This is a genomic window from Algoriphagus sp. (assembly GCF_030694375.1).
In the GTDB taxonomy this organism is placed as follows: Bacteria; Bacteroidota; Bacteroidia; order Cytophagales; family Cyclobacteriaceae; genus Algoriphagus.
Window position 1 is genome coordinate 1 of the sequence record NZ_JAUXYL010000027.1, and the last position, 19,487, is coordinate 19,487.

Consider the following 19,487-nt stretch of genomic DNA (forward strand, 5'->3'; position numbering starts at 1 on the left):
AAAAATCGGCTGTCCGAAGAAATGTGTATTTTTCATCCGCTGTAATTTGAAGTTGTGGTAAACCTAAAATACAGCAAAAAGGGTAGGCTTCTCCTAAGAAGCTTACCCTAAATTTTAAAACCGTTTCTCGGACAGTAGTGATTTAGAATATATAAACGCTATGACCAATCAAGAAAAAGCAGCGATTGGATATGTTTCGACCTTTATTGGCAACGAATGTTGGTGGGATGGAGATGCGAATGCGGATAGAAGCAATTTAGATTGTAAGATAATCACCTCTCTAGGACTAGGATATCAATGTTCAGAAACTCATCTTGGCTTTTTAAGAAAATGGTTTTCAAGTGACAAAGATGTTTTATCTGAATTAGAAAATTCAAATTGCCCAACAACTCCTTACACTGCAACAATTCAAGACACTCTCGACAAAATTGTGCTAACCATAAAAGGAGATTCAATTTCTGTTTATTATGAAGCAAGTGCGGTAAACTTGAGAGAACAAGAAAGTTGGGAATGGTCAGAGACAGTTTATTTCAGTGTCACAACCAATAATTTAAGAATTATAAATAAAGATAAATCGGAAGTCAAACATGAAAAATTTGAAATGATTGTAGAGTAAAAATTAAAAAAACTGCCACCTGAGACTACCTGCTTTTCTACTAACTACTCACTTTTTACCACTTACAAAACCCTTCGACTCCCCGCCGCGGCGGGCAAGCTACTCAGGGTGACCCTACTACCTTTCCACTCCGCCTACTGAGACTGCCTACTGCCCCCTACTTTCCACACATCTCCTTGTAAGGACAATACTTACACTTCTCCACGTCATCCGTTTGAGAAAATGGAACTTCCGGATCGTACATCTCTTCCAATAGCCCCTTCAATCCTTCCTCATACGCTTCCTGATAATCACGGTAATCATTTAGCTCAATTCCGGTTTTATAGGCTTGCTTCAATTGCAAATACGGATTGAAATCATCAGAAAATAGCTCCCTTAAATTGAAAATAGCCGGTTTGAGTACCGCCGTATTCTCAGGGTAAGTCGCTTGATAAAGCAGTCCGTAAAACATGGTCTGCATCGCTGCTTTGTTTCGCTTTTTGTTTTCTCGGTCAAAAAGCGATGGAATATCCGGAAACTCCTTTTTATCGCCTCCCGATTTGTAATCTATCAGTCGAATCGCTCCATTCAGTTCATCAACTCGGTCAATAATTCCCCGTAAGGCAATCTCACGGCTGCCCTGTGAGGTTTGAATCAGTAGTTTAGCCTGATATTTTTTAGCCTTTTCCAAAGAAACCAAACGGAAAGGAGCAGAAGCGGCATCAATCTCCAAAATCCGGTTGATGTATTTTTGGAGTACATCACGCGCGATAGCCATTTGCCCGTTTAGCTTGGTTTCAGCCGCATCTTCTAGGTGATAATGCGTACGAACTGCCTGTTCAATGGCAGGAAACACCCAAAGACGCTGCAAATCCTTAAAATCTCCCGGTTCAAGCACATCCCTTTTCTTTCGCTCCATAAAGCCTTGATAGAGATTTTCCATGCTGTAATGCGCCAAATTCCCAAAAACCCCTGCATCGATGTCTTCGCTGACTTCATCTTTTTCTTTTAGTTCTGCAAGGTATTGGAGGTAAAACTTGAGACGACAATCGAGGTAAACACTCAGTGCTGAGGGCGAAAAGGCAGTTTCGGATGTGCCGTCAGGTCGGATTAGATACCTATCCAAAAGTCCCAAAACCTCTGGCACTTTTGGAATGCTGATTTCTTCCGGAGACTTTTGGTCGATTGGAACAAAAATCACCTCCTCCCTGATCTCCAAGCCCATTTCCACCATCATCTGTTGGATGTAGCGGCTCTTTTCTCCGGCTTTCCCCTGTTCGGCTGCCGTAGTGTAAATCATATGCACCTCCTCTGCAGAGTGAAGCAGTCGGTAAAAAGTGTAGGCATAGATCGCGTCGTTTTGCTCTTGTACAGGCAATCCAAACGCCCGGCGAATATTGAACGGAATCATAGAATTCAATCCGGCTGAAGGCGGAAAACTGCTCTCATTCATATTGCAGATGATTACCCGCCGGAAATCTAGGTTTCTAGTCTCCAACACCCCCATCACCTGCAGTCCCTGTAGCGGTTCCCCTTCAAATGGCAACTTCACCTCTCTGAAAACCTGACGGAAAAGCCGGATGAAAAACTCCCGATTGACACGCAGTGCATCCTGCTTCGCAAAAACCTCCCGCAATCGGGTCAGTTGCTTAAAGCATTGATACAGGTAACTCCGCTGCAAAGGTTCTTCTTTCAGTCTTTCGGCCAAATCCTCCATCAACTTGGACAGATAGGCAAACAACTGATCACTTTCGAGCTTTTGAAATATCAGCGCGAAAAATTCACCACCCTTTTGGAGATTTTCCTGCGAAATATGAATCTGATTTTTCGCCTGAATATCCAACAGTAAATCTTCACAAAATTTCGGATTGGCAGTTTTCAAGTAAATGGATGAAAGCAGATTTCTGACGGCCTGATGATAGAAAAGCACCTTTCCATCTTCTATTTTAATAAATCGCTGCATCTCCAGGACAGCCTCCAAGAAGGCATACACAGGTGAATTTTTGACAGGATAGCCCATCGTGACGTTGACTTTGTCAATCTGATCAGGAAGGGAATGAAGTATCGGAAATAGCATCTGCTCATCCGGCAAAATCACCACAGTCTCTTCCCAGTTTTCTTCGCCTTTCACCTGCTCCAAAATCGTCCCGACCAGATTTGCCTGATTGGTTTTGAGCGGCGTGGCATACGTATGGATTTTAGCGTTTCGGCTTTGAATCTGCGTCGGAATTATTTCGGGAAATGTCGGCCCCAAAACCTTGTCTCTTTGGTATTCACGGAAGAAAAGTCCGGCTTCCTGATTTTTGTCAATAAGGTAATAGCCATCCAAATCCCAGAAAATTTCAGCCCCAAACCTAGAGATAAAATGCTTGATCAGTTTCTCTTCAGTGCCGGTAAATGCATTGAAACCGATGAAAATCGTGTGTTTTTCCGGCTTTTCGAGTTGATCGAGCGCCTCGACTACTTTGCGGTAAAGCTTTCCCGAATAGGCCAAACCCGATACATCCAAGGAAGCCTGAAATGACTGATAAAGTGGATTGAGCAATTCCCAGAACTTCAAAAACTTCTCCTGATGCATGCGATCCTGCCGAATGAAGGAATTCCAAAACTGCTGAATCAACTCTACCTGACCTTCAGTCAAAAAACTCTGATCGGACTCAAATTCCTTGAATTCAGCCAACTGATGATACAATCGTTTGGCATCTGCCATAAATTGATCCACGTCGTTGAAATCTTTGAGGATCATTTCTCCCCAAAAGAAAAAACGGTCAAAATCTTCCGGATTCGGATGTAAATCCCGATAAACCCGATACAACTCAAAGATCAGGGTCAAGTCATCGGCAGGACGCTGACCCGCATACTGATAAAATATATCCTCAATCGTCTTCACCTCCGGCATCCAAGTCGGTTCGGAGATCAAAGTTCCCAAATGCTGTGTAAAGAATAAACCGGCTCTTCGGTTGGGAAGGACGATACTGAGGTTTTGAAGATTTTCGTGTTTTTCAAGAATCTCCTTTGCAGTATTTTTTAGAAAACTATGCATGGACTTCTTCGATTTTTCCAGTTTCCAAATAGCACAAAAAGCCTTTGGCAGGCTTTTGAGTAAGTTTTTTCACCAATTCCATATATTCCCGCACTTGGTTTCCATAGTGTTCCATTTCCTCACCCGTTTTGAAATCGACAATGACAGATTCACTTTCCCTCAGGATAATTCGATCGGGACGTTTTTGCTTTCCTCCGGGAAGTAATATTCCCTGCTCTGCGAGCAGAATGCCTTCACCGACAAACCAAGATGAAAAAAGTGAGTTTTTGAAAAGTCCAATCAACTGTGTTTCAACCTCTGATTTTTCAGATTCGCTGAGTCTTCCTTCGAAGTAAAAGGCCTGCAAAATGGACTTTGCAGCTTCCAAATCGATGGATTTCTCCAAAATCTCGTGGACAAGCAAGCCGAAGTTGCGTTTTTTGCGCTGTTCCATTCCTTCCTGGGAAAAGTCCACTGCATACTTCTTCACTTTCAAAAGCTCAGTCCAGTTTTGATAGGCCCAGCGCAACTCCGGTACAGTAAGCACTGGGGGTTTCTCCGGCTTCACTTTTGGCCAATCACCCAATTCAAAGATTTTGGTTTCCGAATCAAAATACTCCGAAAGGCTCAATCCTTCCCCGGTTTCTATTCCATTTTGAAGAATCTGCTGCAAATGAACCTCCAGAATATTGAGTGAGCCGATCTTTTCCTTGTAGGGAACAAATCCCCAAAAAACATCCTCAGCCCGCGTTAGCGCCACATAAATCATATTCAAGCTGTCCAAATATGCCAAAATCGCTTCTTCGGAATAGGTCTCATGGAAGTCAGATTTGGATAGGTTGCTATTGAGCGTGAGCGGAATGATGGCCGCGAGATTATGGCCCTTGTCCTCAAAAGGTGACCAAACCACATTTCCCTTGGTCACATCAAAGATTGTCCATTTCAAAAACGGCATCAGCACCACTTTAAACTGCAATCCCTTGGACTTGTGAATGGTCAAAATCCGCATGGCATCATGACCTTCCGGAATCTTGACGGTGCGTTTGGATTGATTATCCTCCCACCAATCCAGAAACCCCGCGAGATCAGAGCGATTGGATGCGGTGAAGTCATAGACGGCCTCTTTGAAACCTGAGATGTAGGCTTTTTCCAGTCCATTTTCCATCAAATCCAAGGCGGATATCAACTCCTCCAAGGCTTCCATCAATGGAAGCTGGAGCAAAAGCGTCTCGCGCTGCCGAAAAGACTCCACCTTTTCCCTCAAGTAATCCGGAATTTGATCCAAGGCCAAAAGCTCGTGGTTGACAGGTTCATCCTGCAAAACTGCCCGATAGTACCACATGGTCTTAAATTGTACCACATCGTCGGGATATTGGAGGTATTTCAATCCCGCCACCAGGGCTTTGACAGCCGCAGATTTGCTCAGGTACATCGATTCATCAGAAAGCACATCGAAGCGATAGGCAGAATCAATATTCGTCGCCCCTTCCCGCATCAGAATATCTGCGATGGCTTCCCCTTCCGCTTTGGTACGCACCAAAAAGGCAATATCACGTAGGCTGTAGCCGTGGTCCTGAAGTTCGCACACCATGGCCGGAAGCTTATCCAGCACCCGCTCGGAAAAATTTCCCTCCTCCTCTTCTTCCTTACCCGAAGCCAAAAACTCAATTTTCACCTTACCCTGAAATTCAGAACTTGCCTTTTTTGGAGAAATCTTCTGATTTACGTCCGAATATGCGCGCGAAAGAATCGATGGATCAGCCACTCCGTACTGATCCTGAAGTGTCGCTTCAAAGGAGGCCGGAAGCCGTTTAAAAAGCGCATTATTAAAGTCAATGATAGTTGGCAGACTTCGAAAATTGGTGTCCAGATTTTCATGTTGAATCCCAAAAACACCCATCTCTTGCTCCACTTGCTCCAAAAGCAACTTCATCTCTCCGCCTCTCCAGCGATAGATCGACTGCTTCACATCCCCTACCAAAAGATTGGTGTTACCCTGCGAAAGGGAGTTTTCCAGCAGCGGCTTGAAGCTTGCCCATTGGAATCCGGAAGTGTCCTGAAATTCGTCAATCAGATAGTTTCGGTACTGATTTCCGACTTTTTCATAGATGAAAGGAGCGTCATTTTCTTTGGTGATTTCCTTGAGAAACTCATTGGCATCGGAAATCAGTAAAATGCTTTCTTCATCCTTGATGAGGGTCAGTTCCTCCAGGAGATTTCTGAAAATACCATACACGTAGATGTTTTTGGAGATCGCCAACAAGGTGTTCCACTGGTAAGTCAGCTGCTCTACTTTTCCCAAAAGTTCTCCCAATCCGGCGTAGAATGATTGCTCAATCAAGTCCTTTTTAGGACTTGTCTTTGTAGCCCAAGCTTCCGGACTTGCTGCTTTGGCCAGATGGGCATCTGAAAAATCAGAAATCGGAGTTTCTTTTTTACCCAGTTTATCAAACCTGCTAAGAAATCCACGGTTGTAGTCGCTCCATTCCAAACCTAAACCAGCTCGGATTTCATTGGCTTTCAGATTGATCGCCTCGGCGATTTTGATCAGTTCGGCCCTCCGTTCCCGAGCAAAAACCTGAAGTCGGGAAATGTTTTCTTTTTCCTTTAAAAAACTTCGAATATCAGCAGAATACCGCTTGAAGTCCTCCTGAAAAATCTGCCCTCCCAACTCGCGAATATTTCGTCGAATATCCCAGGATTTGCCGTTTTGGATCTGATCAGAGGCGTAGTCTACCAGCCACTTGTGGAGAAATTCATCTTCCATCACCAGCATCACCACGCGATCCACTACGCGATCGAGTACCGCTTGCTGATCCAACTCAACCTCAAACTTGGCATTGAGATCCATTTCCCTGGCAAATGCCCGCACCACTTTCTGAAAGAAACTGTCAATCGTGCTGACCGAAAAATGCCCATAATCATGCAGAATCGCTGTCAAGGTCTGGGAAGCTTTCACTTTCAGGCCGGTTTCATCCACCTGAAGTGCTTTCATCAGCTCTTCATCCATTTTTTCCCCCGGATTCACAGTCGTTCGGAGACGATTCAGCTCCTTGAGAATCCGCTCCTTCATTTCGGCAGTAGCTTTATTGGTAAAAGTCACCGCGAGAATCTGCCGAAATGCTCCGGGATTTGCCAATGCAAGTTTGAGGTATTCCAAGGTCAGCGTGTAGGTCTTACCCGAGCCGGCGGAGGATTTGTAGATGATGAAAGGTTTATGATCCATGGGAAAAAGTTAGGCTTCGAAGATAGGAAAGCCAAGGGGATTTCGACACAAGTTTGGGCTGAAGTGACGGCAGTTGTCAGAAATCCATTGCGGAGTTCAAATTGGAATTCCTTGCATTTTTGGTCATTTTCAAATCCTCAAATATTTAAGCCCATGAAAACCTTGTTGTGTAGTTTCATTTGTTGCCTGCTATTCTTTGATGCCAATGCCAAAGATGGCTATGGACTTTGGCTGGATTACAGTCCGGTGGAAAATCCACAACTAAAGACTCAGATCGATCCGCTTTTCTCCGGATTTTTTTTCTTTGGTGAAAGCCCAACTTACGATGTCATCCGAAAGGAACTGGATATAGCAGGTCAAAAGATGCTGGGAAAAACACCGATTTATTCAAAGGAAAGATTGGCTCAAACCAAGGTTTGGTTGGGAACACGAGAACAGCTTTCGCAAGTACTCGGATTGCAGCAACAGGCTGACATTCGGGAATTGGGCGAAGATGGATTTTGGATGGGGCCAATCGATTTTCAGGGAAAAACCTATTTCACCATCGTGGGAAACCGACCTATCGGTGTCCTCTATGGTGTCTTTGATTGGTTGAAAACCATTCAAACCGGAGCTTTTGATCCCCGCCTCCAAAAATCAGACAGTCCAAAAGTTACCCTTCGTATGCTCAACCATTGGGACAATCTGGATCGGACAGTGGAGAGAGGGTATGCAGGTTTCTCGATTTGGGATTGGCACAGGCTTCCTGGCTATATCGATCCCCGCTACATCGACTATGCACGGGCAAATGCAAGCATCGGAATCAACGCCGTGTCGCTCACCAATGTCAATGCAAATGCCCGGATTCTCACCACTGATTTCATGAAAAAGGCCAAAGTTTTGGCAGACATTTTCAGACCTTATGGCATTAAGGTTTTTCTTACTGCGCGCTTTTCTGCTCCGATCGAAATCGGAGGATTAAAAACCGCCGATCCACTCGATCCGGAGGTAATCACTTTTTGGAAAAATAAAACGGACGAGATGTACTCCTTTATCCCCGATTTTGGGGGTTACCTAGTCAAAGCTAATTCTGAGGGTCAACCCGGCCCACATGAATACCAACGAAATCATGCCGAAGGTGCAAATGTCTTGGCCGACGCTTTGGCTCCACATGATGGCATCTTGATTTGGAGAGCTTTCGTCTATTCACATGAGTTGGATGAGGACCGGCACAAACATGCCAATCTCGAATTCGAACCTTTGGATGGTAAATTCCGGGAGAACGTGATCATCCAAGTGAAAAATGGGGCGATAGATTTCATGCCACGTGAACCTTTTCACCCGCTCTTTGGAGCTGTCAAGAGTACCAATCTCGGGATTGAGTTTCAAATCACTCAGGAATACCTCGGACAAGCTACCCAGTTGGTCTTCCTTGCTCCGATGTGGGAAGAAGTTTTGCGCAGCAAAACCTACCGTCCTACCCCTGCCTCCACTGTGGCTGGTATCATCGATGGTAGCGACTCCGGACAAAAGCTGACACTGATGGCGGGCGTATCCAATATCGGAACCGACCGCAATTGGACCGGGCATCTTTTCGGACAGGCCAACTGGTATGCATTTGGACGACAGGCATGGGATCACTCCTTGACCTCAGCCCAAATTGCAGATGAATGGACAAAAATGACCTTTGGTCAAAAACCGGAGGTTTTATCAAAAATCAATGAAATCCTACTCGGATCGCATGAAGCAGCCGTCAATTACATGATGCCCTTGGGGCTTCACCATATCATGGGCTGGGATCATCATTACGGTCCGGGACCTTGGGTGACGGGCGGAAGACCGGACTGGACAGCGCTCTATTATCATCAGGCGGATAGTATGGGAATCGGTTTTGACCGCACAGCAAGTGGCAGTGATGCCTTGGGCCAATATGCTCCCGAACTGGTGAACGCGTATGCTGATCCGAATCAAATACCGGAGAAATATTTGCTTTGGTTTCATCATCTTCCTTGGGATTTTGAGTTGAAATCAGGGAATACACTTTGGGAAGAAATCGGCCTTCATTACGATCAGGGTGTAAAAACCGCGAGAAAAATGCAGGAATCTTGGTCTTCTTTGGAATCTGAGATCGATCCTGAGCGATTTGATCATGTGAGGCAATTGTTGGCCGTTCAGGTCTCAGAGGCCGAATGGTGGAGAAATTCCTGCTTGCTTTATTTCCAGACTTTTGCGAAGCGTCCTTTTCCGGAGGAAATCGAACAGCCCGAAGGTGATCTGGAATATTACAAAAGCTTGAGATTCCCAACCGCACCGGGGATCAGGCCGAGATGGTAGATTGAAGTACGAGTAACGAAATACGCGTTACGAAGCTCTTGACTTGAGTTTGATCCTGATGTTCAAATTCTAAGGCCTAAACTTTCAAAAATGAATTTTCTAAATCTTGGTGTTCTTTTCCGCATATGTAATCTTCAGGAAAAGGAAATAACATCTGTGCTCATCCGTGCCATCTGTGAGATAAAATGAAGCAATAATGAATATCGAATGATGAATGTTGAATGATGAAGAAATAAGAACATGGAAATATACACTATCCCCGCCGCTACCCGAATCGGGCATGTACACCTAAAAGTCACAGACATTCAGCGATCGCTGGATTTCTACTGTGGATTGCTGGGATTTGAGCTCGTAATGATGTACGGGAAGGATGCCGCCTTCATCTCTGCGGGAGGCTATCATCACCACATCGGATTGAATACCTGGCAAAGCAAAGGGGGGAAACCGGCACCGAAAAATGCCCCTGGACTCTTTCATACTGCCATTCTTTTCCCAACACGAAAAGATCTTGCCGTGATCTTTAAACGCATCACTGAAGCCAATTATCCACTCACCGGCGCTGCTGACCATGGCGTTTCGGAAGCGCTATATTTGGATGATCCCGATGAAAACGGGGTGGAACTGTATTGGGATCGACCAAAAGTAGACTGGCCTTTGGATGAAAATGGAGACCTCACTATGTACACGAGGCAATTGGATGTGAAGGGACTTTTGGGAGAGCTTTAATTACTATTCGATTTGCTTACTAAATAGAATTCAAGTGAGTGCGGAGACTCACTTGGGCGAGAAAACCTAAATGAAGACAATAGAAATGACCTGAACTATGACCAAGAAAACCCAAAACTTGCATAACGTTGATCTATTCCAGGATTTGTCGGAAATGATCGAACAGAGTCAGAAACAAATAGCAAAAGTTGCTAATAGTGCGTTGACGCTTTTGTTTTGGAATGTTGGCAATAGGATCAGTAATGAAATCCTAAACAATGAACGAGCCTCATATGGAAAGCAAATCGTAGCCACTATATCTGCCCAACTAGAAGCAAACTATGGCCGTAATTTCACGGAAAAAAATGTCCGCAGAATGATTCAATTTGCCGAAGAGTTTCCGGATTTTCAAATTGTCGTTACACTGTCACGACAATTGAGTTGGAGCCACTTTTTGGTCATCATTCCTTTGAAAGAAACACAAGCAAGAATCTATTATACTCAATTAGCATCAAACCAAAAACTAAGTATAAGAGACCTCCGCTACCAAATTTCGCGAAAAGCTTTTGAACGATCAGAAATCGCTAATTTCCAACAAACTCAGATTGATGATTCCCTTCATCACACTTTCAAAGATCCTTATTTGCTGGATTTTCTGGATTTAAAAAACATTTATTTGGAAAATGATCTAGAGCGAGCCATTCTTCATGAATTGGAAACATTCATTTTAGAACTGGGAAAAGGTTTTGCCTTTATGGAACGCCAAAAAAGAATGATCATAGATGGAGAGGATTTTTATTTAGACCTACTCTTTTACAATAGAAATCTCAAGCGACTGGTAGCCATTGAATTGAAGATTGGGAAATTCGAGGCCGCATTTAAGGGGCAAATGGATCTTTACTTAAAATGGCTTAACAAATTTGAAAGGCAAGAAGGCGAAAAAGAGCCAGTAGGTTTGATTCTTTGCGCCGAGACTAACAAAGAACAGGTTGAATTACTGGAAATGCATAAAGACGGAATAATGGTTGCCGAATATTGGACAGAATTACCTCCAAAAAGAGAATTAGAGAAAAAACTTCACCAACTTTTGATAGCAGCTAAGGATAGAATTGAGCGGAATCGACTCACTTAACCTATCCACCCGAAAGCACTTTAGCCGAAAGATGAAAACGTCGAACTGACGATGTACACGAGGCAATTGGATGTGAAAGGGCTATTGAGAGAAATCTGATGACTTAAACTTCTAACTTTCATTTTTTAATTAAATTCAAAAATAAGACGAAAAGAAGTCTGGGATTGAGGGTAGGTTTCCAAATTAACCTTTCAACTATGGGACGTATTCATTTATTTGAGTTTGGGGATCAGGCTTGGTTTCCATATTTGATCAGAAATTTTATGACTGATTTTTTGCAGTTTTTGGCAAACAAAACTAAAATGTTTATCCCGATCCTCCCCCAAATAAGGTCTCTATTAGAAAAATCCAACACAACAAAAATCATAGACCTTGCATCTGGCGGAGGAGGCGGTTTACTTACATTAAACGAGGAATTGATCAAGATAAATCCTAAAATCAAAATCATCCTGACGGATCTCTATCCTAATTTCCATGCATTTCAGTTTACGAAGAGCCAAGCAGTAAATTTTGAATCTTTTTCAGAACCCATCGACGCACGGAATGTGCCGGAAAATCTAAAAGGATTAAGAACGATGTTTTTGTCTTTTCATCATTTCCAACCCGACAAAGCCGTTCAAATCCTCCAAGATGCGGTGAAAACCAAACAGCCTATTTTGATCGTGGAAGGCCAAGAACGAAGTTTACCCAGTATTTTAGCTATGTTTTTTTCGCCTTTGACTGTCCTATTAACCACCCCATTTATCAGACCTTTTTCAGCGGAAAGAATACTTTTTACTTATCTGATTCCATTGGTTCCGATTTTTACTTGGTGGGATGGTATGGTCTCTAGCCTCCGAACTTACTCCACTGAAGAAATGCAGCAATTGATTGCAAAAGTTGAGGGAGGAGAAACCTTCGAGTGGAAAACCGGACGAATCAAATCTGGTCCTGCATACCTACTTTTCCTCAGTGGGTATTCAAAAAGCTAAATCCTTTCCCCCACCCAATCCACAATCACCTGCATCACTTCCTCCCGATCAGAATCATTGACCAATTCATGATAGCCTCCGGGAAAAATCTTGAGGGTTTTATCGGCTGACTTAGCCTTTTCAAATAATAATTCCGATCCATTTGGATTGGTGAGTCGATCTGCCTCTCCGTGAATCAATAGAAAAGGAAGACCAAATTCACCTGCTTTCTGCTGAATAAACTGCATCATTTGGTAGAGCTCATAGCCTGTCCTCGCCGGGATATTTTCCTGATAGATCAAGGGATCCTTTTTATATTTTTCCACTTCCTCGGGAATTCGGGAAATTCCCAAAATGTCCAATTTGAGGACTTTAAGCTTGGGTAAAAGGCGATTGATTAGACCGGAAATTGTGATCAAGAAGTAGGATGTCCCTTCCGCCTCTTTTATTGCCGGCGAACTTAGAATCACACCTTTGGCTTCAGGCTTAAATTTCAGTATATAAGCTGCCACCAATCCTCCACCCATACTGTGTCCATAAAGAAAAGCAGGAAGGCCGGGCAAATAGGCTTTGACTTTACCAAAAAGTGCATCGATGTCCTTCAGGTAATCTTCATAAGAATCAAAGTAGGCTGTTGGCTTTCCTTCTACTGATTTTCCATGTCCTCTTCCATCAAAAGTAAAAACTGCCACACCCAATACATTCAGCTTTTCAACGATATGCCCATACCGGCCGCTATGCTCTCCCAAACCATGAACGAGCAGCATTCCAGCCTTTGGTTTTTCAGGCATCCAAGCTTGGAGGTAAAGTTTCAGTCCGTCGTGGGTGGTGTAGGAAGTTTCAAGGTAAGACATGAATGGATCTGGTTTTTGATTAAATTTAGAATTATGCCGACCATATTCAATCAAAATGATCCAAAAAACCTTTTCCACCATCCTTTTGTGCCTAGTCTTGGTTTGTTCAGGATTAGCACAATCCAGTCTTTCAACCGAGCGTCTCGACCGATATGACGCCTATTTTCAAAAAGAGATAGATGAAGGCAGACTCCCGGGAGTCGTTACGCTAGTGTATAAAAACGGCGAAAAAGTCCACGAATCCACCCTAGGCTACAGTGATCTTACTGCTAAAACTCCTACCCGATCGGATCAAATTTTCTACATCCAGTCGATGACCAAGCCCATCATTACCGCGGCTTTCATGATGCTGTATGAGGAAGGGCACTTCTTCCTCAACGATCCGCTTCACAAGTATCTTCCGGAATTCAAGGATGCCATGGTTGCAAAAGACGTAAAATTGGGTTCTGAAGGAGGTTTGGAGCCTGTCAAGTCGCCCATTACCATCGCCCAACTGATGAGTCACACGGCTGGATTTTCACATGGATTGGGAAGCTCCAAAGTGGACGAAGAAGTGATTCGTGGTCTTTATCAAACCCAACACAAAGATATCGCATCTCGTGTAGCTGCTTACGCCAAACTCCCCTTATACGCCCAACCCGGAACGCAATGGTACTATTCGGCTTCGCCTGATATTTTGGCGCGACTGATTGAAGTCTTTTCCGGTCAGACAACTGCTGAATTCCTACAGCAACGACTTTTCAATCCTCTGGGAATGAAGGATACCGGCTACAACCTATCAGAAGAGCAGGCAAAAAGGATGACTGTCCTTCATTCCTATGATGATGATGGTAAGTTGACAAAAGCACCTAGGCAAACTACCACCTCAGGAAACACTGTTTTTGCCGGCGCTAATGCACTCTTTTCAACAGCTCAGGACTATTCGCTTTTTGCCCGGATGATGCTCAATGGCGGCGAACTGAATGGGAGGCGCTACCTCAGTTCGAAAACCGTCGAACTAATGGCAATGAACCAAAGTAAGGATCTCTTTCAGGATCCCGGAAAAGGATTCGGCTTTGGCTTTGCAGTGGTCGATGACTTGGCAGACACCAAAAGTCTGGGCTCTGAAGGCACCTTCTATTGGAGTGGTGCCTATTGCACTTACTTCTTCATTGATCCTAAGGAAGACATGGTCGCGATATTTATGACACAGGTCGCACCTTTCAGTTCGTATTACGAAAACAAGTTCCGTCAAATGGTTTATCAGGCGATCGAGTAATCAGAAAAAAAATAAAGGTTTCGGTGAGTAGTCCCGACAGTCAGTTTTGAGACACAGGCAATAGATCCTTTCATTTCCCACTACGACACACCTATTCTGTAACATCATCGCGCGCAAGAGTCTAACTTCAAGCAGCTAAATCAGGTAGCCGATAAAAAAACTCCCTGGACTGATTTTTCTCAGTTCTTTCGGGAGAAGAAATTGTTTACTTTGAATTTCCTCAGGCTTCAATTCGTATGCAAAAGATTTGTTTTTCATTTTCGGGATTTGGTGATTTTCAATTACTGATTTTACTATCAATGAGTATCATTTCTTGCGGAAAGTCGGATGAAAAAACTATCCTGCCGGAAAAAAAATCACTGACTGAATCGGTCTATGCTTCAGGCCTGGTCAAAGCAAAAGGTCAATACGAAGCTTTTACCTTAGCTACCGGGCCGATTGAAGAAATCTTTGTACGGGAAGGCGACACCGTAAAAGCCGGCACCCCCATTTTGAAAATTTTCAGCGAACGCGAAAAACTGGGAAGGGATAATGCGCAACTTTCCCGAAATTTTGCAGACCTACAATCCAACCAAAGTCGCATTCAAGATCTGGAGTTGACCATCAATCTGGCAAAAAGCAAAAAACAAAACGACTCCCTTCTGCTCGTTCGGCAAACGAGCCTTTGGGCAAAGGGAATTGGTACAGCAGTAGAAGTAGAGCAACGTGCTCTGAATTTTCAAAACTCAAAAACCTCCCACGAATCGGCTTTGCTACGTTACCTGGATTTGAAGCGGGAAATCGAATTCAACTCAAGGAGTGCCTCAAAAAATCTCGCCATCAGCGACGTCCTGCTTGGCGAATACTTACTTACCAGCAAAATCGATGGTGTGGTATATTCAGTTTTGAAGGAAAAAGGAGAAATGGTCAGTCCACAAACTCCATTAGCTGTCATTGGAAGTGCCGGAGAATTTCTTCTGGAATTGCAGGTCGATGAATATGATATTTCCAAAGTTGAACTAGGCCAAGTTGTGATGGTCACCATGGACAGTTTTAAGGATCAGGTTTTCGAAGCCAAAGTCACCCGAATCTATCCGATCATGAATTCGCTAAGTAAGAGTTTCACGATTGAGGCCGTTTTCACCAAATCACCTCCCAGGCTCTACCCTAATCTGACGCTGGAAGCAAATATTGTGACTCAGGTGAAAGCCGAAACGCTGGTTATTCCTAGAAGCTACCTTTGGCTGGATAATCAGGTGATCACTGAAAACGGCGATACGATTCCGGTAAAAGTAGGAATCAAGACGTACCAATTTGCCGAAATCTTGGAAGGCGTTGATGAAAAAACTCCACTAATACTTCCTAGAAAATAATGAAATGGTCCTTGATCTTTGAGATCGCCCGAGCCTTGATGTTTGCGCGAATGAAGCAAACGCTGATCGCCGCCACTGGGGTGATGTTCAGCATCACCATGTTTGTGGCTTTGCTTGGTTTTATGAATGGACTGAATGCGATGCTCGATGGATTGGTGCTGAATCGCACCCCACATATTCGATTTTACAACGAAATCCGCCCCAACCCCAATCAACCCATCGACCAAAGTTCCACTTTTGAAAATTCACTAAACATCATCCGATCAATCAAGCCCAGCACCAGCCGCTTGGCGATTCACAATAGCGAGGCAATTATCAGGACCTTGGAAGAGGACTCCAGGGTGTTGGGCGTGAGCCCCAAAATCTCGGCACAGGTTTTTTTCAATGTCGGTACTATCGATCTCACCGGGATTGTCAGCGGGATAGATGTGGAGAAAGAGGCCGAACTTTTCGCTTTCACCGATTATGTGACCAGCGGAAATTTTGCCGATCTCAATCAAACAAATTCCATTATCCTAGGCAAAGGCGCAGCTGATCGCATGCTTGCGGACATCGGCGATGTTATCCAAGTCACCACTGCGCAGGGTAACAGGGTTCAACTGAAAGTAGCCGGATATTATCAATCCGGACTTGGGGATTTTGACAATGTCAACAGCTTCGCATCAATCGCGACAGTGCAAAAAATGCTCGGCGAACCTCCTGCCTACATCACTGATATTCAGGTGAAGCTGAAGGACCTAAGTCTTGCCCCTCCTTTGGCTAAGGAGTTTGGGAATGTGTTCGGGATAGATGCAGACGATATCCAGACAGTCAATGCCCAATTTGAAACAGGGACAAACATCCGAACATTAATCAGCTATGCCGTGGGCATTACTTTGCTAGTCGTTTCCGGTTTTGGGATTTACAATATCCTGAATATGATGATCTTCGAGAAACTCGACACCATTGCCATCCTCAAGGCTATAGGGTTTAGCAGTCAGGATGTCAACCGGATTTTTATCACCATCGCCCTTACCATTGGCATCATCGGAGGGGTGTTGGGCTTGATTTTTGGCTTTTTGGCCTGCCTAGTCATTGATCAGATTCCCTTTGAAACGGCGGCCCTACCCACTATCAAAACATTCCCCGTGGATTACAATTTAAAATATTACCTAATCGGCGGGATCTTCAGTTTGATCACCACCTATTTTGCAGGATTTTTTCCTGCCAGAAAAGCAAGCAGCGTAGACCCGGTAGAAATTATCAGAGGAAAATGAAAGATCAATCCAAAGTCGTTCTTGAGGCGAAAAACGTTGATAAGTTTTTCTACAATCCTACTGAAACGCAGGTCTTGCGAAATGTGAGCTTCCAGATCAATCGTGGGGAATTCGTATCAGTAGTAGGAAAATCCGGTTGTGGCAAATCCACGCTCTTGTATATTTTATCCACGATGGATACCGATTACAAGGGTGAATTATTCATGGATGGTGAGCGGATATCAGGAAAATCATCCAATTACCTTTCTCAGCTTAGAAATGAAAAAATCGGTTTCGTATTTCAGTTTCATTATTTGCTGAATGAGTTTTCAGTTTTGGAAAATGTGATGATTCCGGGTCTGAAACTCGGAAAATACTCCAGGGAACAACTCGAGCACCAGGCGATGGAAAAGTTGCGAATCTTTGATATGCAGGATCATGCACGAAAAAAGGCCAATCAGCTGTCCGGAGGTCAAAAACAACGGGTGGCCATTGCAAGAGCTTTGATCAACGATCCGCTACTGATCATGGGCGACGAACCCACAGGAAATCTGGACAAGAAGAATTCGGATATTGTGTACAATAAATTCCGGGAGTTGGCAAAGGACTTTGGACAAACTATGCTTATTGTCACACATGACGCGGAATTTGCCGCCGGCACGGACCGCACAATTGAGATGGAAGATGGGAGGGTGGTTAATTTTTAGTTGGCGTCACTGCGAGTGAGGAACGAGCGAAGCAGTCTCTTAACCAATTGGAGCGTCACTGCAGTGAGGAACGAGCGAAGCAGTCTCTTAACCAACTGGAGCGTCACTGCGAGTGGGGAACGAGCGAAGCAGTCTCTTAACCAATTGGAGCGTCACTGCGAGTGAGGAACGAGCGAAGCAGTCTTTAAAATCCAGAATTGATTAATTCGATCGGATTGCTTCGGGGGTTTTAATCTGTATCGCAAATATCTATCGTCCAAAATCCCCTACCGATGACGTCTACCAATTTTGGATCTCCTCCCACAAATCTTTCCAATCCGGATTAATAGAATTTATCAAATCCTCCTTCTTCTTTCGACTACCTCCTTTTATCTGTTTTTCTCTCGAGATAGCTTCTTCAATTGAATGAAATGATTCAAAATAAACGAGCTTGGTAACATTATATTTAGCTGAGAACGATTTTGGGCTCAGTCCATCTCTATGTTCAAAAATTCTACGGACCAAATCATTCGTGACTCCTGTATATAAAACTCTGTTATGATTGTTGGTTAGAATGTAAATAGCTCCTCCTTGTTGCATAGCAAATCCAAAGTAAAAAAAATCTTGAAATATGAAAAATAGAGGATATTTAGGTCCATGTTTCTACAATCATATTTTGGGCTAAAAGCGATGAATTCTGATCAACGATGTAAAACAAAGAAGCGTCACTGCGAGTGAGGAACGAGCGAAGCAGTCTTTAAAATCCAGAATTGATTAATTCGATCAGATTGCTTCGGGGGTTTTAATCTGTATCGCAAATATCTATCGTCCAAAATCCCATCGCAATGACGGTAAAACTGGACGTAAATGTAGAACAATGCTGTCTCAAAAGTAGTTGGAGCGTCACTGCGAGTGAGGAACGAGCGAAGCAGTCTCCAGAATTGATTAATTCGACGGGATTGCTTCGGGGGTCTTAATCTGTATCGCAAATATCTATCGTCCAAAATCCCCTCGCAATGACGGTAAAACTGGACGTAAATGTAGAACAATGCTGTCTCAAAAGTAGTTGGAGCGTCACTGCGAGTGAGGAACGAGCGAAGCAGTCTCAAAAATCCCGAATTGATTAATTCGATGGGATTGCTTCGGGGGTTCTTACCTTGAATCTAGATTTTAAGCGTAAAAAACACCCCTCTCTCAATGTCGTTCTCACTTCACTCCCATAAACCCCAAAAGATCATCATATCCCCGACTCCAAGTCCAAAAGAACTGCGTAATCATAGGGATGTGCTTTTTTTGGGGATAGATTTCCAACTTGACGTCCAGATTTTTCTCCTCCACCACTTTCATAAATCTCCCTCTTCCCGCCTGAATACTAGGATAGGTTTCTTCTCCCTCCAAAATCAACATCGGAATCTGCCCCTTCTCCAAATGGAAAATCGGTGAAGACTGCTTCCAAATCTCAGGATCTTCGGTAAACGCATTCAGATATTTGCGCCCTTCCCCGTCTTTGGTCTCCACGAGATAGGTGTACATATCCAAACCCGCCGGATCGATTAAAACAGCACCTTTTAGTGGGTTTTCTTTCCCCAAACTTTCAAAATCGGAATTCTTCACTGCTACCAATGTGGCCAAATGTCCTCCGGCAGAATGTCCGGAAACAAAAAGCTGTTCGGGATTCCCACCGTATTTTTGGATGTTTTCTGATGTCCAAATTACTGCCTGAGTTGCTGCTGTTTCCATAGCCGGAACTTGAAACGTGGGATTCAAAGGATAATCCACAATTACAGCTACTACTCCCCTTCTCGCCAATCTATTTCCTAAAAAACTGTACATCTCCTTTTTACCGCTTTTCCAACTTCCCCCATAATAGAAGATCAGAACGGGAAGATTTTCAGCTTTTCTGGGGGCAAAAATATTAAGCTGCTTTTCCGGCAGATTTATTTCTGATTTCGACTGCAAGTAGGAAATGTTTTTGCTTCGATTCACGGATTTGAAAGCGCATCCAGAAGTGGAAAAGCAAAGGCCAAGAATAACCAAACGGATAATTAATTGCATAAAAGAATTAGATGTATTTACTAAATCCAAGAATAGCAGATAAGTTTAAAAGAAACTAAACAAAAACTGCTTTTGGATTAACCCGAAAAGAATCATGAATAAAT

15 protein-coding genes are annotated in these 19,487 nt (G+C 43.7%); 9 read left to right on the plus strand and 6 right to left on the minus strand.

The genetic code is table 11. The features are described from left to right. Window positions 1-160: 160 nt before the first annotated feature. Complete coding sequence (locus Q8M62_RS10575; protein WP_304899868.1) at window positions 161-616, plus strand: hypothetical protein; 456 nt, start codon at window positions 161-163, stop codon at window positions 614-616. 157 nt (window positions 617-773) lie between these two features. On the opposite strand, the gene Q8M62_RS10580 is transcribed toward Q8M62_RS10575, so the two are convergent. Both Q8M62_RS10580 and Q8M62_RS10585 read right to left on the minus strand, forming a co-directional pair. After that, window positions 774-3,638, minus strand: a complete 2,865-nt coding sequence (locus tag Q8M62_RS10580) for a PD-(D/E)XK nuclease family protein (protein WP_304899867.1) — start codon at window positions 3,636-3,638, stop codon at window positions 774-776. Beyond that, a complete protein-coding gene (locus Q8M62_RS10585) occupies window positions 3,631-6,843 on the minus strand; it encodes an exodeoxyribonuclease V subunit beta (protein WP_304899866.1) in 3,213 nt (1,070 codons plus the stop codon). The genes Q8M62_RS10580 and Q8M62_RS10585 overlap by 8 nt, the downstream gene beginning before the upstream one ends. Window positions 6,844-6,996: 153 nt before the next feature. Here Q8M62_RS10585 and Q8M62_RS10590 point away from each other — a divergent pair, with 153 nt between their 5' ends. From Q8M62_RS10590 to Q8M62_RS10605, 4 genes are all read left to right on the plus strand, one after another. Further along, window positions 6,997-9,156: an alpha-glucuronidase family glycosyl hydrolase gene (locus Q8M62_RS10590; RefSeq protein ID WP_304899865.1), complete on the plus strand. Its 2,160-nt coding sequence runs from the start codon at window positions 6,997-6,999 to the stop codon at window positions 9,154-9,156. Window positions 9,157-9,396: 240 nt separating this feature from the next. Continuing rightward, window positions 9,397-9,882, plus strand: a complete 486-nt coding sequence (locus Q8M62_RS10595; protein WP_304899864.1) for a VOC family protein — start codon at window positions 9,397-9,399, stop codon at window positions 9,880-9,882. Window positions 9,883-9,979: 97 nt separating this feature from the next. Beyond that, entirely contained in the window at window positions 9,980-10,993 is a 1,014-nt protein-coding gene (locus Q8M62_RS10600) for a YhcG family protein (RefSeq protein ID WP_304899863.1), read from the plus strand. Between the two features lie 197 nt (window positions 10,994-11,190). Continuing rightward, window positions 11,191-11,964, plus strand: a complete 774-nt coding sequence (locus Q8M62_RS10605; protein WP_304899862.1) for a hypothetical protein — start codon at window positions 11,191-11,193, stop codon at window positions 11,962-11,964. Here Q8M62_RS10605 and Q8M62_RS10610 read toward each other — a convergent pair. Next, window positions 11,961-12,797: an alpha/beta hydrolase gene (locus Q8M62_RS10610; RefSeq protein ID WP_304899861.1), complete on the minus strand. Its 837-nt coding sequence runs from the start codon at window positions 12,795-12,797 to the stop codon at window positions 11,961-11,963. The two genes, Q8M62_RS10605 and Q8M62_RS10610, sit on opposite strands and share 4 nt — an antisense overlap. A gap of 55 nt (window positions 12,798-12,852) precedes the next feature. Here Q8M62_RS10610 and Q8M62_RS10615 point away from each other — a divergent pair, with 55 nt between their 5' ends. Further along, window positions 12,853-14,055 (plus strand): serine hydrolase, encoded by a 1,203-nt coding sequence (locus Q8M62_RS10615; protein ID WP_304899860.1) that lies wholly within the window; start codon window positions 12,853-12,855, stop codon window positions 14,053-14,055. 135 nt (window positions 14,056-14,190) lie between these two features. Here Q8M62_RS10615 and Q8M62_RS10620 read toward each other — a convergent pair whose 3' ends face one another. Beyond that, window positions 14,191-14,313, minus strand: a complete 123-nt coding sequence (locus tag Q8M62_RS10620) for a hypothetical protein (protein ID WP_304899859.1) — start codon at window positions 14,311-14,313, stop codon at window positions 14,191-14,193. Between the two features lie 41 nt (window positions 14,314-14,354). Between Q8M62_RS10620 and Q8M62_RS10625 the strand changes: the two genes are divergently transcribed. Genes Q8M62_RS10625 through Q8M62_RS10635 form a run of 3 tightly spaced genes read left to right on the plus strand, consistent with a single transcriptional unit; the run spans window position 14,355 to window position 17,349 of the window. After that, a complete protein-coding gene (locus Q8M62_RS10625; protein ID WP_304899858.1) occupies window positions 14,355-15,407 on the plus strand; it encodes an efflux RND transporter periplasmic adaptor subunit in 1,053 nt (350 codons plus the stop codon). Beyond that, on the plus strand, window positions 15,407-16,663 hold the full coding sequence (locus tag Q8M62_RS10630; RefSeq protein WP_304899857.1) for an FtsX-like permease family protein: 1,257 nt from the start codon (window positions 15,407-15,409) through the stop codon (window positions 16,661-16,663). Before Q8M62_RS10625 ends, Q8M62_RS10630 begins: the two co-directional genes overlap by 1 nt. Beyond that, window positions 16,660-17,349: an ABC transporter ATP-binding protein gene (locus Q8M62_RS10635; RefSeq protein WP_304899856.1), complete on the plus strand. Its 690-nt coding sequence runs from the start codon at window positions 16,660-16,662 to the stop codon at window positions 17,347-17,349. Before Q8M62_RS10630 ends, Q8M62_RS10635 begins: the two co-directional genes overlap by 4 nt. Before the next feature lie 279 nt (window positions 17,350-17,628). On the opposite strand, the gene Q8M62_RS10640 is transcribed toward Q8M62_RS10635, so the two are convergent. Beyond that, complete coding sequence (locus Q8M62_RS10640; protein WP_304899855.1) at window positions 17,629-17,928, minus strand: GIY-YIG nuclease family protein; 300 nt, start codon at window positions 17,926-17,928, stop codon at window positions 17,629-17,631. A 606-nt stretch (window positions 17,929-18,534) separates the two neighbouring features. After that, window positions 18,535-19,383, minus strand: coding sequence for an alpha/beta hydrolase (locus Q8M62_RS10645; RefSeq protein WP_304902372.1), 849 nt, complete (start codon window positions 19,381-19,383; stop codon window positions 18,535-18,537). Window positions 19,384-19,487: the final 104 nt, after the last annotated feature.

Bases quoted from the DNA above. Each gene is read 5' to 3' on its own strand.
- Q8M62_RS10605 (WP_304899862.1), top strand. From the start codon at position 11,191: ATGGGACGTATTCATTTATTTGAGTTTGGGGATCAGGCTTGGTTTCCA.
- Q8M62_RS10590 (WP_304899865.1), top strand. From the start codon at position 6,997: ATGAAAACCTTGTTGTGTAGTTTCATTTGTTGCCTGCTATTCTTTGAT.
- Q8M62_RS10630 (WP_304899857.1), top strand. From the start codon at position 15,407: ATGAAATGGTCCTTGATCTTTGAGATCGCCCGAGCCTTGATGTTTGCG.
- Q8M62_RS10645 (WP_304902372.1), bottom strand. From the start codon at position 19,383: ATGCAATTAATTATCCGTTTGGTTATTCTTGGCCTTTGCTTTTCCACT.
- Q8M62_RS10585 (WP_304899866.1), bottom strand. From the start codon at position 6,843: ATGGATCATAAACCTTTCATCATCTACAAATCCTCCGCCGGCTCGGGT.
- Q8M62_RS10620 (WP_304899859.1), bottom strand. From the start codon at position 14,313: ATGAAAAACAAATCTTTTGCATACGAATTGAAGCCTGAGGAAATTCAA.
- Q8M62_RS10625 (WP_304899858.1), top strand. From the start codon at position 14,355: ATGAGTATCATTTCTTGCGGAAAGTCGGATGAAAAAACTATCCTGCCG.
- Q8M62_RS10575 (WP_304899868.1), top strand. From the start codon at position 161: ATGACCAATCAAGAAAAAGCAGCGATTGGATATGTTTCGACCTTTATT.
- Q8M62_RS10635 (WP_304899856.1), top strand. From the start codon at position 16,660: ATGAAAGATCAATCCAAAGTCGTTCTTGAGGCGAAAAACGTTGATAAG.
- Q8M62_RS10595 (WP_304899864.1), top strand. From the start codon at position 9,397: ATGGAAATATACACTATCCCCGCCGCTACCCGAATCGGGCATGTACAC.
- Q8M62_RS10580 (WP_304899867.1), bottom strand. From the start codon at position 3,638: ATGCATAGTTTTCTAAAAAATACTGCAAAGGAGATTCTTGAAAAACAC.
- Q8M62_RS10600 (WP_304899863.1), top strand. From the start codon at position 9,980: ATGACCAAGAAAACCCAAAACTTGCATAACGTTGATCTATTCCAGGAT.
- Q8M62_RS10640 (WP_304899855.1), bottom strand. From the start codon at position 17,928: ATGCAACAAGGAGGAGCTATTTACATTCTAACCAACAATCATAACAGA.
- Q8M62_RS10615 (WP_304899860.1), top strand. From the start codon at position 12,853: ATGATCCAAAAAACCTTTTCCACCATCCTTTTGTGCCTAGTCTTGGTT.
- Q8M62_RS10610 (WP_304899861.1), bottom strand. From the start codon at position 12,797: ATGTCTTACCTTGAAACTTCCTACACCACCCACGACGGACTGAAACTT.